This window comes from uncultured Nostoc sp., from assembly GCF_964247315.1.
GTDB lineage: Bacteria > Cyanobacteriota > Cyanobacteriia > Cyanobacteriales > Nostocaceae > Nostoc.
In genome coordinates this window covers 21,850-35,143 of sequence record NZ_CAXTTT010000083.1, presented here as the reverse complement: position 1 = coordinate 35,143, position 13,294 = coordinate 21,850, and the positions used below count along the sequence as shown (strand labels likewise).

Annotated in this window: 13 protein-coding genes, 2 tRNA genes and 1 pseudogene; 11 read left to right on the top strand and 5 right to left on the bottom strand. The window is 40.5% G+C overall.

Going from position 1 to position 13,294, the window contains the following annotated elements:
* Positions 1-77: 77 nt before the first annotated feature.
* Together ACFE93_RS22900 and ACFE93_RS22895 are read right to left on the bottom strand one after the other, a co-directional pair.
* A complete protein-coding gene (locus ACFE93_RS22900) occupies positions 78-1,502 on the bottom strand; it encodes a hemolysin family protein (protein WP_375476538.1) in 1,425 nt (474 codons plus the stop codon).
* 66 nt (positions 1,503-1,568) lie between these two features.
* Positions 1,569-2,270 (bottom strand): hypothetical protein, encoded by a 702-nt coding sequence (locus tag ACFE93_RS22895; protein WP_099102321.1) that lies wholly within the window; start codon positions 2,268-2,270, stop codon positions 1,569-1,571.
* Between the two features lie 296 nt (positions 2,271-2,566).
* On the opposite strand from ACFE93_RS22895, the gene ACFE93_RS22890 reads away from it, so the two are divergent.
* Positions 2,567-2,639: transfer RNA gene (locus tag ACFE93_RS22890), tRNA-Ile, on the top strand.
* Between the two features lie 110 nt (positions 2,640-2,749).
* Here ACFE93_RS22890 and ACFE93_RS22885 read toward each other — a convergent pair.
* A complete protein-coding gene (locus ACFE93_RS22885; RefSeq protein WP_375476536.1) occupies positions 2,750-3,181 on the bottom strand; it encodes a hypothetical protein in 432 nt (143 codons plus the stop codon).
* A 106-nt stretch (positions 3,182-3,287) separates the two neighbouring features.
* On the opposite strand from ACFE93_RS22885, the gene pyrE reads away from it, so the two are divergent.
* Positions 3,288-3,911, top strand: coding sequence for an orotate phosphoribosyltransferase (gene pyrE / locus ACFE93_RS22880; RefSeq protein WP_375476534.1), 624 nt, complete (start codon positions 3,288-3,290; stop codon positions 3,909-3,911).
* Positions 3,912-3,927: 16 nt separating this feature from the next.
* Positions 3,928-4,257 carry a hypothetical protein gene (locus tag ACFE93_RS22875; RefSeq protein WP_375476532.1) on the top strand — a complete coding sequence of 110 codons (330 nt, stop codon included), beginning with the start codon at positions 3,928-3,930 and terminating at the stop codon, positions 4,255-4,257.
* A 140-nt stretch (positions 4,258-4,397) separates the two neighbouring features.
* Here the strand turns inward: ACFE93_RS22875 and ACFE93_RS22870 are convergent, their stop codons facing one another.
* The gene (locus tag ACFE93_RS22870; RefSeq protein ID WP_375476530.1) at positions 4,398-4,571 is read right to left on the bottom strand and encodes a hypothetical protein; all 174 of its coding nucleotides are present in this window, start codon (positions 4,569-4,571) and stop codon (positions 4,398-4,400) included.
* 253 nt (positions 4,572-4,824) lie between these two features.
* On the opposite strand from ACFE93_RS22870, the gene ACFE93_RS22865 reads away from it, so the two are divergent.
* Genes ACFE93_RS22865 through ACFE93_RS22855 form a run of 3 tightly spaced genes read left to right on the top strand, consistent with a single transcriptional unit; the run spans position 4,825 to position 6,661 of the window.
* A complete protein-coding gene (locus tag ACFE93_RS22865) occupies positions 4,825-5,580 on the top strand; it encodes a TIGR04255 family protein (RefSeq protein ID WP_375476528.1) in 756 nt (251 codons plus the stop codon).
* Positions 5,570-6,193 (top strand): hypothetical protein, encoded by a 624-nt coding sequence (locus ACFE93_RS22860; RefSeq protein ID WP_375476526.1) that lies wholly within the window; start codon positions 5,570-5,572, stop codon positions 6,191-6,193. The genes ACFE93_RS22865 and ACFE93_RS22860 overlap by 11 nt, the downstream gene beginning before the upstream one ends.
* Positions 6,194-6,202: 9 nt before the next feature.
* A complete protein-coding gene (locus tag ACFE93_RS22855; protein ID WP_375476524.1) occupies positions 6,203-6,661 on the top strand; it encodes a hypothetical protein in 459 nt (152 codons plus the stop codon).
* Positions 6,662-6,987: 326 nt separating this feature from the next.
* Here the strand turns inward: ACFE93_RS22855 and ACFE93_RS22850 are convergent.
* A tRNA-Thr gene (locus ACFE93_RS22850) sits at positions 6,988-7,059 on the bottom strand.
* A 365-nt stretch (positions 7,060-7,424) separates the two neighbouring features.
* Here ACFE93_RS22850 and argF point away from each other — a divergent pair.
* The 5 genes and pseudogenes from argF to ACFE93_RS22825 all read left to right on the top strand — a co-directional run bounded on the left by argF (position 7,425) and on the right by ACFE93_RS22825 (position 13,283).
* Complete coding sequence (argF, locus tag ACFE93_RS22845; protein ID WP_375476522.1) at positions 7,425-8,345, top strand: ornithine carbamoyltransferase; 921 nt, start codon at positions 7,425-7,427, stop codon at positions 8,343-8,345.
* 209 nt (positions 8,346-8,554) lie between these two features.
* The gene (gene lexA / locus ACFE93_RS22840; RefSeq protein ID WP_163929533.1) at positions 8,555-9,160 is read left to right on the top strand and encodes a transcriptional repressor LexA; all 606 of its coding nucleotides are present in this window, start codon (positions 8,555-8,557) and stop codon (positions 9,158-9,160) included.
* 71 nt (positions 9,161-9,231) lie between these two features.
* Complete coding sequence (locus tag ACFE93_RS22835; RefSeq protein ID WP_375476519.1) at positions 9,232-10,713, top strand: DNA phosphorothioation system restriction enzyme; 1,482 nt, start codon at positions 9,232-9,234, stop codon at positions 10,711-10,713.
* A 327-nt stretch (positions 10,714-11,040) separates the two neighbouring features.
* Positions 11,041-11,214 carry a hypothetical protein gene (locus ACFE93_RS22830; RefSeq protein ID WP_194043855.1) on the top strand — a complete coding sequence of 58 codons (174 nt, stop codon included), beginning with the start codon at positions 11,041-11,043 and terminating at the stop codon, positions 11,212-11,214.
* Positions 11,211-13,283, top strand: a pseudogene (locus ACFE93_RS22825) (AAA family ATPase). Before ACFE93_RS22830 ends, ACFE93_RS22825 begins: the two are co-directional and overlap by 4 nt.
* Positions 13,284-13,294 lie beyond the last annotated feature (11 nt).

Sequence of the window (13,294 nt, the reverse complement as noted above, 5' to 3'; positions counted from 1 at the left end):
AGCACTCAGCACTCAGCACTCAGCACTCAGCACTCAGCACTCAGCACTCAGCACTCCTGAAGGGCATTGGGCATTAATTATTTCCCTTCTGCTTCTCTGCTCCTCTGCTCCTCTGCTCCCCCCTCTTCCTCTAACCGTTGCAGTTGAATTTGATGTAGGCGTGGGCCAACAATCGATACCACGGTGAATTCAAGATTTTGATAACAAAAGGTTTCGCCTTTGGCAGGAATTTTCTGTAACTCATACAGTAAAAAACCCCCTAGTGTTTGGTATTCTCTGGTTAGGGGCAAATTGAGATGCAAAACTTCGTTGAGGTCTTCAAGGTTGATTTGTGCTTGTACCAAAAATTTTTGCTCATCTAACATTTGAATCAGTAAGTCTTCACTGCTTTCAGATTCGCTGGGATCGCCAATAATTTCGGCAATCACATCTTTGATTGTCACTAGTCCCACAGTACCGCCAAATTCATTGACTACCATAACCATAGCGGGTTTCTCTTGCTGCATCATGGGCAAAAGTTCACTCAAGGGCGTGTGTTCTGGAACAAAGTGGGCGGGACGCATCCAAGGTTGGATCTGTGTCTCTAAACTGAGCTTTCCTACAGCCAGAGGTTGTGCTAAATCTTTAAAATAAACAATACCGCGAACATCGTCCAAAGATTCACCAATCACGGGATAGCGAGAGTAACCAGTAGAAGCCATTTCCCTGAGTAATGTCTGGAAAGTAGCATCTTTTGGTAGTGTGATAATACTGGTGCGGGGGATCATGACATCTTGGGCCATGACATTCCCAAACTCGAAGACATTATTAAGTAATTCTCGCTCTGCACGCTGTAAACCAGTAGACCCCCATTCTGTAGAGATGATCAGTTGCAATTCTTCGGGAGTTACAGGCGGTCGCCAGCCTTGACCTGTGTATTGGATGCCAAAAATCCGTAACAAAAAACGAGTTGATTGGTTAAGAATCCAGATGAAGGGGCCAAAAAAACGCACGATCGCTTTTACCGGAGGCCCCAAAAACCTCGCTAGCTGCTCTGAGTACAGCATGGCTAAGGATTTGGGACATAGTTCTCCGATCACAATTTGCAAATAGGCAATCAAGAAAAAGGCGATAGGAATTGACAGGGAATGGGCGAGGAAGGTAGTCATCCCACTGGGTAAAGGCCAGGATCTTAACCAGGCATTCACCAGCACGACAATTGTACTTTCACCAATCCATCCCAGTGCCAAACTAGAGAGAGTAATGCCTAGCTGGGTGGTAGATAGCAGTCGGTCAATACTACGTTGTAAAATTTCTACAGCGATCGCTGGAATATCCCCAGCCTTAACTAGCTGGTGAATACGCGATCGCCGCACGCTTACCATCGAAAATTCCGCCGTCACAAAAAAGGCATTTATAGCAATCAGTAGTAACACTGACAACAACCGCAGCACCACGTCTATCAAACTTAAATTAGGAAAACCACTCACCGCCAAAGCTCGTGTAAAACTCACGTCCTCCATTTAGGGGGAATAGGGAATAGTAAAAAATAACAGATAATTACCAATGCCCAATGCCCAATGCCCTTTCTACCTTTCTACAGGAATATTCGATGCCTCTAGCTTTAATTGTTGAGCGGGATAATCAGTGAGAGCAAGTGATATTTTTTTGACATCATCAAGTAAAGCTGTAGGAATGCTCACTGTACCTGAAAATGCTGGCCCATTTACAGGCAATTCTGTTGGTAAACCCTCTGTACTTGCACTCAGGGTTCGTCCTTTGTCATCGGTAACATCTAAAAAACTATACAAGAAGCGCACAGAATCCTTACCTTTGTTCTGCATTTTCACTTTTAGTAGTAAATCACCGCCAGAGTAGCGAGCAGATTGCACAGTCATTGTTACACCCTGACTTTGGGCTGTAACCGGAAAACCTGGTAGGGGCTTTTCTTCAACTACTTCTGGGGGTTTTTCCTCTGGCTTCTGTTTGCTGCTATTGGTTTCTTCATCATCTTCTTCTGGCTTTTCCGATTTAGCGGCTTTGGTCTTACCCTCAATTCGCGCCTTGACAATTTTTAGAATCTCTTCCTCTTTTAATAGTACCAGCCCTCCCTGTTGAGAGTTATTTGCCTTATTGCTGGCAAATTTGGTTGTGGGACGTCCATCTGGTGTAGTCACGCCTTTAAGTGCTGAACTCCCCAGTTCAAAGCCCAAAAAAGCGCTCACAGAACCTGCTCCCATCATCAGAATTAACAAAATCAAAGTAAGAAGTACAGTAGAATTTATTTTCATCGCTGACAAGCTATCACAATAGAATGCTGGTCTATTTAAGAATAATGAAGCTTTTGACCTCAATCCTTAAAGGAACTCAATCAATATTAGTTTGCACTATATCTATGATCAAATTATGTAGTATAAAAATCTAGTAAACTATTGTCCAGTATTCACACGTGGTAAATTTGTGCTATATTCATGGAATTGGCTAAACTCAGTGCGTGAGGTATTTTTCTCACTCTAAAATTAGCAAATGAGGTTGACTTAAGAATTGAAGTAATTAACTTGTAGCAACCCACAACCTTACAAAACAAGCGCCTTTGGCCGATTGGGGAGGCAACGAACTCATAATTCGTCTTCAGGCTGGTTCGATTCCAGCAGGGCGCACTGAATCATCAAAAACTACTAATAGAAAGGCATTGGGATTAGGGGAGAGGTGACAGGTGATAAGGAATAATCTGTATCCTGTTCTTTTGTTGACTCCCCACTCCCGAATCTTACCGAGATGGTAAAGTTTCAAACCGGAATTCAGTTCCTACTTTAAGTTTGTTGCTATAACGAGGAGACACGAGCAGCGATGTGTCATAAGGATTTGGTAAATCAGGAGTACGAATATAAGGATCGTTGCCAACTTGCTGAGTCAGGGCATCATGATATAAGGTATTAACCAGCTCGGCATCGCGGGCAATCTCATTTTCTGGGAAAGAACCACCGAAACCAGTACCAGATCCGAGAAATGAGTCTAGCTGACGCTTGAGGCTGCCATTTTCGTAGAAATTGCGATCGTGACGAAAATAAGCTCGTTCAAATACATCATTCGTAGTTTCAGAATTGGGTGTTGCCGTTTGGGCAGATGCAATAGAGGGAAAAGCAATACCAGCAGCAAGTAGTACCAACAAACCGCCAAAGGTTTTAAATTTTATACGCACGTTTTTGACTCCTCAACTTTTGCTTTGGGCGAATCTTAATTTATGCTGAAGTTCAGAACTCTGATGAGTTCAACCTTTGGTGTAGCACAACTTTTAATGTTTTGTAATGACGTATCCTACTGAAACTCTTACCCACTCAGATATTTGGGCAACCACTTCTGAGTTAACCACTTTGCGCCACAAACTACTAGATTTATTTTGCCAACTTGCTTATCAAGAGGGTGATTTTCTCCTCTCTTCTGGGCTGCGTAGTTCTTATTACGTCAATAAAACACAGGTAACACTCCATCCTCAAGGCGCTTTGGCAGTTGGACGGTTACTATTTCCTTTATTACCTGTAGATACACAGGCTATAGGTGGTTTAACAATGGGGGCTGACCCGATTGTGACAGCAGTAAGTATAGTTTCAGTTTATGAAAACCGCCCAATACCAGCGCTGATTATTCGCAAGGAAGCCAAGGGTTATGGAACAAGAGCTTATATAGAAGGCCCCAGTTTACCAGAGGGCGCAAAAGTAGTAGTTTTGGAAGATGTAGTAACAACTGGGCAGTCTGCTTTAAAAGCAGTTGAACGTCTTAAAGATGCAGGTTATACCGTCAATCAAGTAATTTCACTGGTAGACAGAGAGCAAGGGGGAGGTGAGTTGTACCAGTCAGCAGGGTTGAAGTTTGAAACTTTGTTTTCGATTCGGGAAGTTCAAGAACGCTATCGACAACTTGCGAGTTCATGAATAAAAGGAGATAAATATGCAAGCAACTGTATCTACAGAACTAACACAAGAAAAAGTTGAGAAAGCTGTGAACGCAATTCTTGAAGTACTAGGAAAACCAGAAAACGATTTACACCACAAAGCGCTAACAGCTTTTCAGAGTGGCGATTATCAAACTGTAAAGAGGCTGGCATCAACCAACCTGACTGATAATTATTGCAAAGCTTTGGGCTACCTGGGAGGAGCGCTAAAGCTTACTCCAAACACTGATACTATTTTGGCGGAATCAGCTCGTAGTGCAGCGGAATTTGTGAAAGAAAAGACATTGCAGCACCTTGGTATTAAGATCGCTGATGCTTTGAATTAACCAATGCAATGAGCTTGCGCGATTATCGCTCTAAACAAATCAAAAAAACCCTCCTGAAAAATTTTTCAAGAGGGTTTGTGTCAGTATCTAACGAGCAGTTGGATCGTCTTTCCCAATGCCAAGCGATCGCAGTTGCAATTTCACGCCTTCCGGTTACGTAAGCAATAGTAAAACTGCTTACGGCGCAAATCAGCTAGATAATAGCCAGCTTTTACAGGTTCAAGGCTCAATGGCTCAATGGCTAACTGCTGTTTGGTAATACCAGTTAGGGGTGTGCTAGCTGCGATCGCTCTTTTCTCTACTTCTGCCACCATCAAAGCCAAGGAAAAATTACTTGCTTCTGGCTTAACCTAGCAAGGATAAAACCAATTCTCTCTTGACCAAAACTCCGAGGCAACGATATGTCACGGGGTCAGGTTGTGGGGGCAAGGTTGTGAGTTTATGAAAAACTTTTTATAAGGACAGACTTAGATATCTTAAGATTAGTAAACAGGAATCGTTATTTTTCGTCTTAAATAAATTTGTAGCTTACTAAAAACTTGAGGTTATGCCGCATTCGGGTAATTTATGACACGCCGTCAGTATTTTAATCCACCAATAGAAGAGGCGGTCTGTGAGTTTCGCTTTGCTCCTGGACAAGCATGGAATTTTACAGTGCCAGGCTTGTTCTATGAAAAAATAAGAGATTTATACACAGGTGAGCCACAGCAGCAAAACTCAATAGCAACGGAATTTAAATTCGGGCAGATGCCTGCAAACGCTGAGATTACGGTAACACAGGAATTGAACAAGTTGTTGTTTCCTTCTGCCGATGCCAGAAAATTAGTAGGTGTGGGGCCTGATACACTAAGCATCCATAGCCTTCGCCCTTATGAAGGCTGGGATGAATTTAGTCACAGAATTGATCAGGCATTTCAATTTTATTTAGAAGTTGCTAAACCTGTTGGTGTAACCCGTATTGCTCTTCGCTACATAAATCAAATAGTTATTTCAGTTGATGAGGCAGTTGAGCTTAGTGAATATTTCAATGTATATCCTCAGTTGCCGGATGGCGTTCCGAGCAAAATATCAAGATTTGTGACGCGAACTGAATCAATTTATGAAGATATTCCAATTAGGCTAGTGATAATCTTATCGGATGGCACAGCGCCATCTGGACAAGTTGTATTTATACTTGATTTGGAAGTTTCTCAAAACTGGACAGAAAAGCCTCTATCCCTTAAAGAAGTGCTTTCTAATTTACATGAATTAAAGAGTAGAGAAGGACAAGTCTTTGAGAGTTTGATTACTGATCGGACAAGGGAGTTATTCGATGTCAAGTAAAGTTTCCTATTACGCAAAGGACGAACGCTGCGATTCCAAGGCAGTATTACTATCTCATGACTACGGCAACTCAGTCTCTCATATACTTCCTCCCTTGGCAAAAAGTGTACAAACTAAATCGATTGGACGAGGAACCAGTAGTGTTGTTTATGTGATAAATGAAACCTCAACTGTGGGCAATTGGAGTCCTCAACTTAAGCTAGCTGTCTCTGCTTATAAGGAAGCCAAAATTGTCTTTGAGCAATCTAATAATCGCGCAGAACTTCAACCCTCACCCCAAAGCTATTCACCAATTCACAAAACTCACAGAAGAATTGCTGAACTAGGAGCGGACAATGAGACTTATAAATACACTACGGAATGGTTGAAGCGACTACGCAAGATTGTTGTTGCTAACCAAATGTGGTGGGGTGAACCACTAGTAAATCTGAGCATCGACTCAGAAATAGTTTTTGAGTGGTGGCACGGAACCAAAAAGTTAACTGTTTATATTCTGAGAAATACCGCAGAATACATCAAAGTTTGGGGGACTGACATTGACAATGAAATGGAAGACGGCACGTCTTCATCACCTGCTGAACTTACGGCTCTCTGGAAATGGCTAGTTTCATAGAGGTTTGCAGTGAGCGATGTGGTTACAGATGATGAGTTATTGTATCGGTGCATTTTTTGTGGATTAGACAAATATTACCGCATTGGAGAGTTTGGATTAGAACTTAGCTCACAAGCCTTTACAGATAGAAATCAAGCTCCTTCTGTTGACAGAGCAAAGCTTTGTAGTTATGACCCGCAATCCACACAGAAAAACCCAGATGATGGTGTCGTGAGTCTAATTACTGGCGAAGTTCGGATGATAAATGTTTCTCAAAACGATCAAAAAGGCAACCCAGTTTTTGATTACAAAATTGATGTCTGCCCACGACCAACAGATGACAATCCATCTCACGCACAAATTGAGCCATCTCCTAATTACACGAACAAAACAACTTTTAGAAAAGTTGCAGAAAAGCTGGCACGACTTGCAACCGAGAGAATCAAGAAACAGGATTGGGAGATTAAGCCACAAGAATTACGAATTTAAGCGATCGCAACATCTCGATCATCTGTTCACATTCATTTAAAACACTGCTCGACGCAGTGGTGTTTTTTTGGAAAATTTAAAAGATATAATCTTCCATCTTTAAAAATTTTCATATTTTTTGCAAAATCATCAACACCTTTGCTAACCCACTTCAATCGTCCATTTAATTTACAATATCCGAGCTAAATTTGAACTAATTATGTTCTGTTATTAACCATCATTTAGGTTAACTTAGCACAAAATTAATATCGTCAATCGTGGTAGTCGCAACAAGACAAAAAACCACAAGCAAGTTTTAGCCAGCAAAATTGTTCTCTTTCAAGAAAAGCCAGCAGCGGGATTTGAACTCGCGACCTTCCGATTACAAGTCGGATGCACTACCACTGTGCTATGCTGGCAAGTTTGACGATGACTTTTAATTAGTAACCACAATTTATTATTGTACCATAATCTATTTATTTGTCTAGCTGTAAATTCTAAAAAATATCTACCTCTCCAGAAATAAGGCTAAAAGACCAGAAATTTTAGCAATATCGCTGCTTGTGTACGCCTAGATAGTTTTTCTGGCGTTGCTATTGTGATGAACCAGAAAAAATCAGTGATTCTAATCGCTGATAAAGTTGATAAATTAATATTCATAGCAAAAGCTAACTCAAATCTTGGACTGAACGCAAAAATATCTGGTCAGTTGTAAAACTATATTTTCTTGGCACGGTTGAATAAAGGAACAGAAATATATAATTATTTTTTACAGATTACAAGCATGGCAGCATTGCTCGGACGAGATTTATTAAGTCTAGCGGATATCAGTTCTACGGAACTTCAAGAACTCCTGCAATTGGCAACTCAACTTAAATCACAACAGTTAAAGTTGCAGTGTAATAAAGTTTTGGGGTTGTTGTTCTCCAAAGCTTCAACTCGTACACGGGTAAGTTTTACTGTGGCGATGTACCAACTGGGTGGACAGGTAATCGATCTCAACCCTAATGTCACTCAAGTTAGTCGCGGGGAACCTTTGCAGGATACAGCGCGGGTGTTAGATCGATATCTGGATATTTTGGCAATTCGCACTTTTGCCCAGCAGGATTTGGAAACTTTTGCTCACTATGCCAAGATTCCGGTAATTAATGCGCTTACCGATGCGGAACACCCTTGTCAGGTATTAGCTGATTTATTGACGATTCAAGAAAGCTTTAACACTCTTGCTGGGTTAACTTTAACCTACGTGGGTGATGGGAATAATGTCGCTAATTCTCTGATGTTGGGCTGTGCTTTGGTGGGAATGAATGTTAGAATTGCTACCCCTGGTGGATATGAGCCAAATTCTAGGATTGTAGAGCAAGCAAGAGCGATCGCTAATCACAAAACTGAAGTCCTTCTCACTCACGATCCAGAATTAGCTGCTAAGGGAGCTGCTGTACTTTACACTGATGTTTGGGCGAGTATGGGGCAAGAGGCAGAAGCAGACAACCGGATGCCAATTTTCCAGCCTTATCAAATTTCAGAGCAACTATTAAGTCTTGCCGATCCAGAGGCAATTGTTTTACACTGCTTACCAGCCCATCGCGGTGAAGAAATTACCGAATCTGTTATTGAAGGTTCCCAATCACGAGTTTGGGAACAGGCAGAAAATCGTCTCCACGCGCAAAAGGCTTTACTTGCAAGTCTTTTAGGGGCAGAGTAAGAAAATAGGGCACAGGGGATAGAGTATCTTTTCTTCCTTATAACCTGTAAGCTCTAACCTGTAACCTGTAATATTCTTATTTGTCAAAAGGCAAAAGAGAAGAAAATAATTTTGCTTTTGCCTTTCATATTTTTACTTTTCTCTTGTTATGGGGAGTTTTTTGTAGTACTAATGTTCTAGAGACATTTATAATTACTTCCTGCAAATTTATGGAACGTCTAACAGAAGCTCAACAAGAACTTTACGAATGGTTAGCAGAATACATCCGATCGCACCAGCATTCGCCTTCAATTAGGCAAATGATGCAAGCGATGAACTTGAAGTCACCAGCCCCAATTCAAAGCCGTTTAGAACATTTACGGACTAAAGGATATATAGAATGGACTGAAGGACAAGCGCGAACGATTCGGATTTTGCGTCCTGTGAAGCAAGGTGTACCAATTTTGGGGACAATCGCTGCTGGTGGTTTAATAGAACCGTTTACTGATGCTGTAGATCATTTAGACTTTTCTAATTTCGATTTACCTCCCCAAACTTACGCTTTGCGGGTAGCTGGCGATAGCATGATTGAAGATTTAATTACTGATGGCGATGTGGTATTTCTGCGTCCAGTAGCAGAACCAAATCATTTGAAAAATGGCACCATCGTCGCCGCTAGAGTAGATGGATTCGGTACCACATTAAAACGTTTTTATCGCCAAGGCGATCGCGTTACCCTCAAACCAGCAAATCCTAAGTACAATCCCATTGAAGTAAGTGCTATGCAAGTACAGGTGCAAGGTTCTCTCATTGGTGTTTGGCGTGGTTACAACTGAGTAATGGGGACTGGGGAGTGGGGAATGGGAAAGATAAGTACCAATGACCAATGACCAATGACTAAATAAATATGTACCTGACGAAAAATTCAGTGCAGCAACTGCCCGCTTTCCGGTTGAAATTACCGTTTGCAAGGGAAAGTAAGGGCAGTTATTACACTTTGCAACCATTACCAGGATGCCCAAGAATGCCTGTGTCTCTGCAATTGCGGCAATATCAGCAACAAGCGATCGCTAGCTGGTTTACTAACAATGGCAGAGGGACGCTGAAAATGGCTACTGGTAGTGGTAAAACTATTACTGCACTAGCGATCGCCTGTGAACTCTACCAACAGATTAATTTACAAGTTCTGTTGGTAGTGTGTCCCTATCGTCATCTCGTTACTCAATGGGCGCGAGAATGTGAAAAATTTAATTTGCAACCCATTTTAGCTTTTGAGAATTTACGCACTTGGCAAAGTCAACTTTCTACCCAAATTTATAATCTGCGTTCTGGTTCTCAACAGTTTGTTACTGTGATTACTACCAACTCTACTTTAATTGGAGATGGGTTTGGGTCTCAACTGAAATATTTTCCCACCAAAACTTTAATTATTGGGGATGAGGCACATAATTTAGGCGCACCCAAGTTAGAAGAAAGTTTACCGCGTACTGTTGGGTTGAGACTGGCTTTATCTGCCACACCGGAGAGATATTTTGATGATTTTGGTACGCAATCTCTATTTGATTATTTCGGCCCAGTTCTCCAGCCAGAGTTTACCTTGAGGGATGCGATCGCTCAAGGTGCTTTGGTACATTATCTCTATTATCCGGTGTTGGTAGAGTTAACTGAAGCAGAAAGTATTGCCTATTTAAAGCTAACTAAAAGAATTGGGCGATCGCTACTATATAGAGAACGAGAAAATGGACAAGTAGGAAACTTTGAAAACAATGAAGATTTAAAGCCATTATTGATGCAAAGAGCAAGGTTAATTGGTGCGGCAGAAAATAAATTAACCGCTTTGCGGGATTTAATGATCGCTCGTCGCGAAACTACTCACACACTTTTTTATTGTAGTGATGGTTCTCAAGAGGCGGGACAACGTTCATCGCTACGCCAACTTAAAGCTGTTGCTAAAATTTTAGGAGTAGATTTAGGGTACAAGGTAAGTACCTATACAGCCCAAACAACTTTACAAGAAAGAGAAATATTGCGCCATCAATTTGAAAGTGGAGAGTTGCAAGGTTTAGTCGCAATTCGTTGTTTAGATGAAGGTGTCGATATTCCAGCAATTCAAACTGCGGTGATTCTATCAAGTTCTGGTAATCCCCGCCAATTTATTCAGCGACGGGGGCGAGTTTTACGTCCTCATCCAGCTAAGGAACGCGCAACAATATTTGACATGATTGTTTTGCCGCCAGATTTAGATAGAGAAACTATAGAAGTTGAGCGTAATCTTTTGAAAAAGGAATTACGTCGCTTTGTGGAGTTTGCTGATTTAGCTGATAACGCAGGGGAGGCAAGAATGAAGTTACTTGATTTACAAAAACGTTATGGTTTATTAGATATTTGATGATGAACTATATAGTTGTATTATTTTGTAAAATTTTTCTAGTTTTGAAAAAAGAGGCATTAAGTATGAAATAATAAAATTATGAGTTTGATCATAATCGGATGTAAGCGGCTTTAAAAATTTTACTTACATCCAATTGTGATCTAGATTATTAATATTAATAATAACAGAAAACAATTTAATAATAAAGTCTTGTTTCAAAAAAAATTATAAATTTGAAAAAATAGTTTTTGCAAAATTAAAGATAACGCTAACAGTGGCTTTACGGAGGTAAATGCACTACTAGAGAAAGTTAAAATATAGAAAAACTATATTTCCAAACCGAAGATGTCACAAGATGCGAATATCGATGATGTGCAGGAGCCAATAACTAGCGCTCCGCCGGAAGTACGGCAAATTATTGAGCGGGTATGGAAGCTGGAAAAAGGCAGACTAGATAAAAAGATTAACAGCCATATAAATGATAATATTTTGGACATTATTAAGGAAGAGGTGCGATGAAGCTGACTTCAATCAAGCTATGCAACTTTCGCTCCTTTTATGGTACGACACCAGAGATGCTTCTAGCTGGAGGAGAAGCTCAGAACACGACAATTATTCATGGCAATAATGGCTCTGGAAAAACTAGTTTACTGAATGCCTTTACGTGGGTATTGTATGATAAATTTAGTGCAGCGTTTGCATCGATAGAGCAGTTGGTAAATAAGCGTGCGATCGCAGAAGCTCAAAAAGGTCAAGCTGTAGAATGTTGGGTAGAAATTGGCTGGGAACATGAAGGTAAACGCTATCGAGTTAAACGCACCTGTCGGGGTTATAAAAACGAAGGTGATTTTGACGCTGGCAAAACTCAATTAACCATGTGGGTTGGTGCGGAAGATGGCAAATGGAATATACCAATTCAGCAACCAGACGATATAATTAACCAGATTTTACCCGCTACTTTACATCAATATTTTTTCTTTGACGGCGAACGAATTGAAGAAATCGTTCGTTCTGACAAAAAAGCTGAAATTGCCGAAGCTACAAAAATTTTCTTGGGTGTGGAGGTTATCAACCGTTCCATCAGACACTTGGGAGATGCTAAAAAAACTCTAGAAAATGAGTTAAAAGCTATTGGTGATTCTGAAACTAAACAGCTATTACGACAGCAAGAAAAAATAGAGCAAGAACGTGAACGTATTAGCAAACGGCAAACTGAAATTAAAGAAGAGTTAGAATATCAACAAACTTTTAAAAAAGAGACAAGTAATCGTTTGCGAAAATTAAGTGCTGCTAAGGAATTGCAAGAAAGATGGCAGAATTTAGAATCACAGAAGACGGCGAATCAAGAAGAATATAAAAAAACAAAGGAAGCACTAAAAAAATTTATTTCTGCGCGGGGTTATACAGTTTTACTATCAGAAACTACATCCCAATTCCGAGAAATTATCAATGATTTGAAGGCGCGAGGGGAGTTAACATCAGGAATTTAAAGAGAATTTGTGAATGATTTACTCAATTCTCAACGCTGTATTTGTGGCGCAGAATTGCACGAAGGTAATCATTCTCATACTCATGTGAGTACTTGGTTAAATAAAGCAGGTTCCTCGGCGGTGGAAGAAACTGCCATTCGGATGAGCGCTCAAGTAGATGAAATTGATAAGCAAGCCATAGGATTTTGGGAAGAAGTTGATAGAGAACAAACTAGGATTAATCAGTTAAGGCAAAGCATATCTCAACTTGAAGGCGATTTAGACAATATTCAAGAACGATTGCGAAAAGATGCTAATGAAGAAATTAGCAGTTTGCAAAAACGTTTAGATGAGATTGAAACTAAAATTGATGAATTAAATCGAGAACAGGGTGCAAATCAGCAGCAAATTGCTCAACTCACAACTGAAATTGAAGGTTTGAATAAACAAATTGCCAAACAAAAGCTGAATGAAGACAAGCAAACTTTAGCACAACGGCGAATTAACGCCACTCAAGATGCAATCGAACGGTTAACGGAAGTTAGAAATCGTCAAGAGCAACAATTTCGCCTGCAACTAGAAAAGCGAGTGCAAGAGATATTCATGGAGATTTCTGTTACTCCATACATTCCTAAAATTAGCGATAAATATGAACTGACATTAGTAGAAAACACCACAGGTATAGAAGCACCAGTTGCAGCATCCACGGGCGAGAATCAAATTCTCAGTTTATCCTTCATTGCCAGCATCATTGACAAAGTAAGGGAATGGAGTGAGAAACGCAAAATGATGATGATTCCCGATAGTAGCACTTTTCCAATTGTCATGGATTCACCCTTCGGTAGTTTGGATGAGAATTCGCGGCGACACATTGCAAAGACAATTCCACAATTAGCGAATCAGTTGATAGTTTTAGTTACTAAGACTCAGTGGCGGGGTGAAGTAGAAGCAGAAATGACAGACAGAATTGGTAGAGAATATGTGCTTACGTATTATTCATCTAAGCCCGATTGCGAACAAGATTATATTGAGTTGGGTGGAGAAAGATATCCTTTGGTGAAACAAAGTCCGAACGAGTATGAATATACTGAAATTATCGCGGTTGAACGTAATGTTTAAAGGATAAAGTA

Coding starts and splice junctions, on each gene's coding strand:
- ACFE93_RS22900 (WP_375476538.1), bottom strand. CDS start 1,502: ATGGAGGACGTGAGTTTTACACGAGCTTTGGCGGTGAGTGGTTTTCCT.
- ACFE93_RS22895 (WP_099102321.1), bottom strand. CDS start 2,270: ATGAAAATAAATTCTACTGTACTTCTTACTTTGATTTTGTTAATTCTG.
- pyrE (WP_375476534.1), top strand. CDS start 3,288: ATGACGTATCCTACTGAAACTCTTACCCACTCAGATATTTGGGCAACC.
- ACFE93_RS22875 (WP_375476532.1), top strand. CDS start 3,928: ATGCAAGCAACTGTATCTACAGAACTAACACAAGAAAAAGTTGAGAAA.
- ACFE93_RS22870 (WP_375476530.1), bottom strand. CDS start 4,571: ATGGTGGCAGAAGTAGAGAAAAGAGCGATCGCAGCTAGCACACCCCTA.
- ACFE93_RS22865 (WP_375476528.1), top strand. CDS start 4,825: ATGACACGCCGTCAGTATTTTAATCCACCAATAGAAGAGGCGGTCTGT.
- ACFE93_RS22860 (WP_375476526.1), top strand. CDS start 5,570: ATGTCAAGTAAAGTTTCCTATTACGCAAAGGACGAACGCTGCGATTCC.
- argF (WP_375476522.1), top strand. CDS start 7,425: ATGGCAGCATTGCTCGGACGAGATTTATTAAGTCTAGCGGATATCAGT.
- lexA (WP_163929533.1), top strand. CDS start 8,555: ATGGAACGTCTAACAGAAGCTCAACAAGAACTTTACGAATGGTTAGCA.
- ACFE93_RS22835 (WP_375476519.1), top strand. CDS start 9,232: ATGTACCTGACGAAAAATTCAGTGCAGCAACTGCCCGCTTTCCGGTTG.
- ACFE93_RS22830 (WP_194043855.1), top strand. CDS start 11,041: ATGTCACAAGATGCGAATATCGATGATGTGCAGGAGCCAATAACTAGC.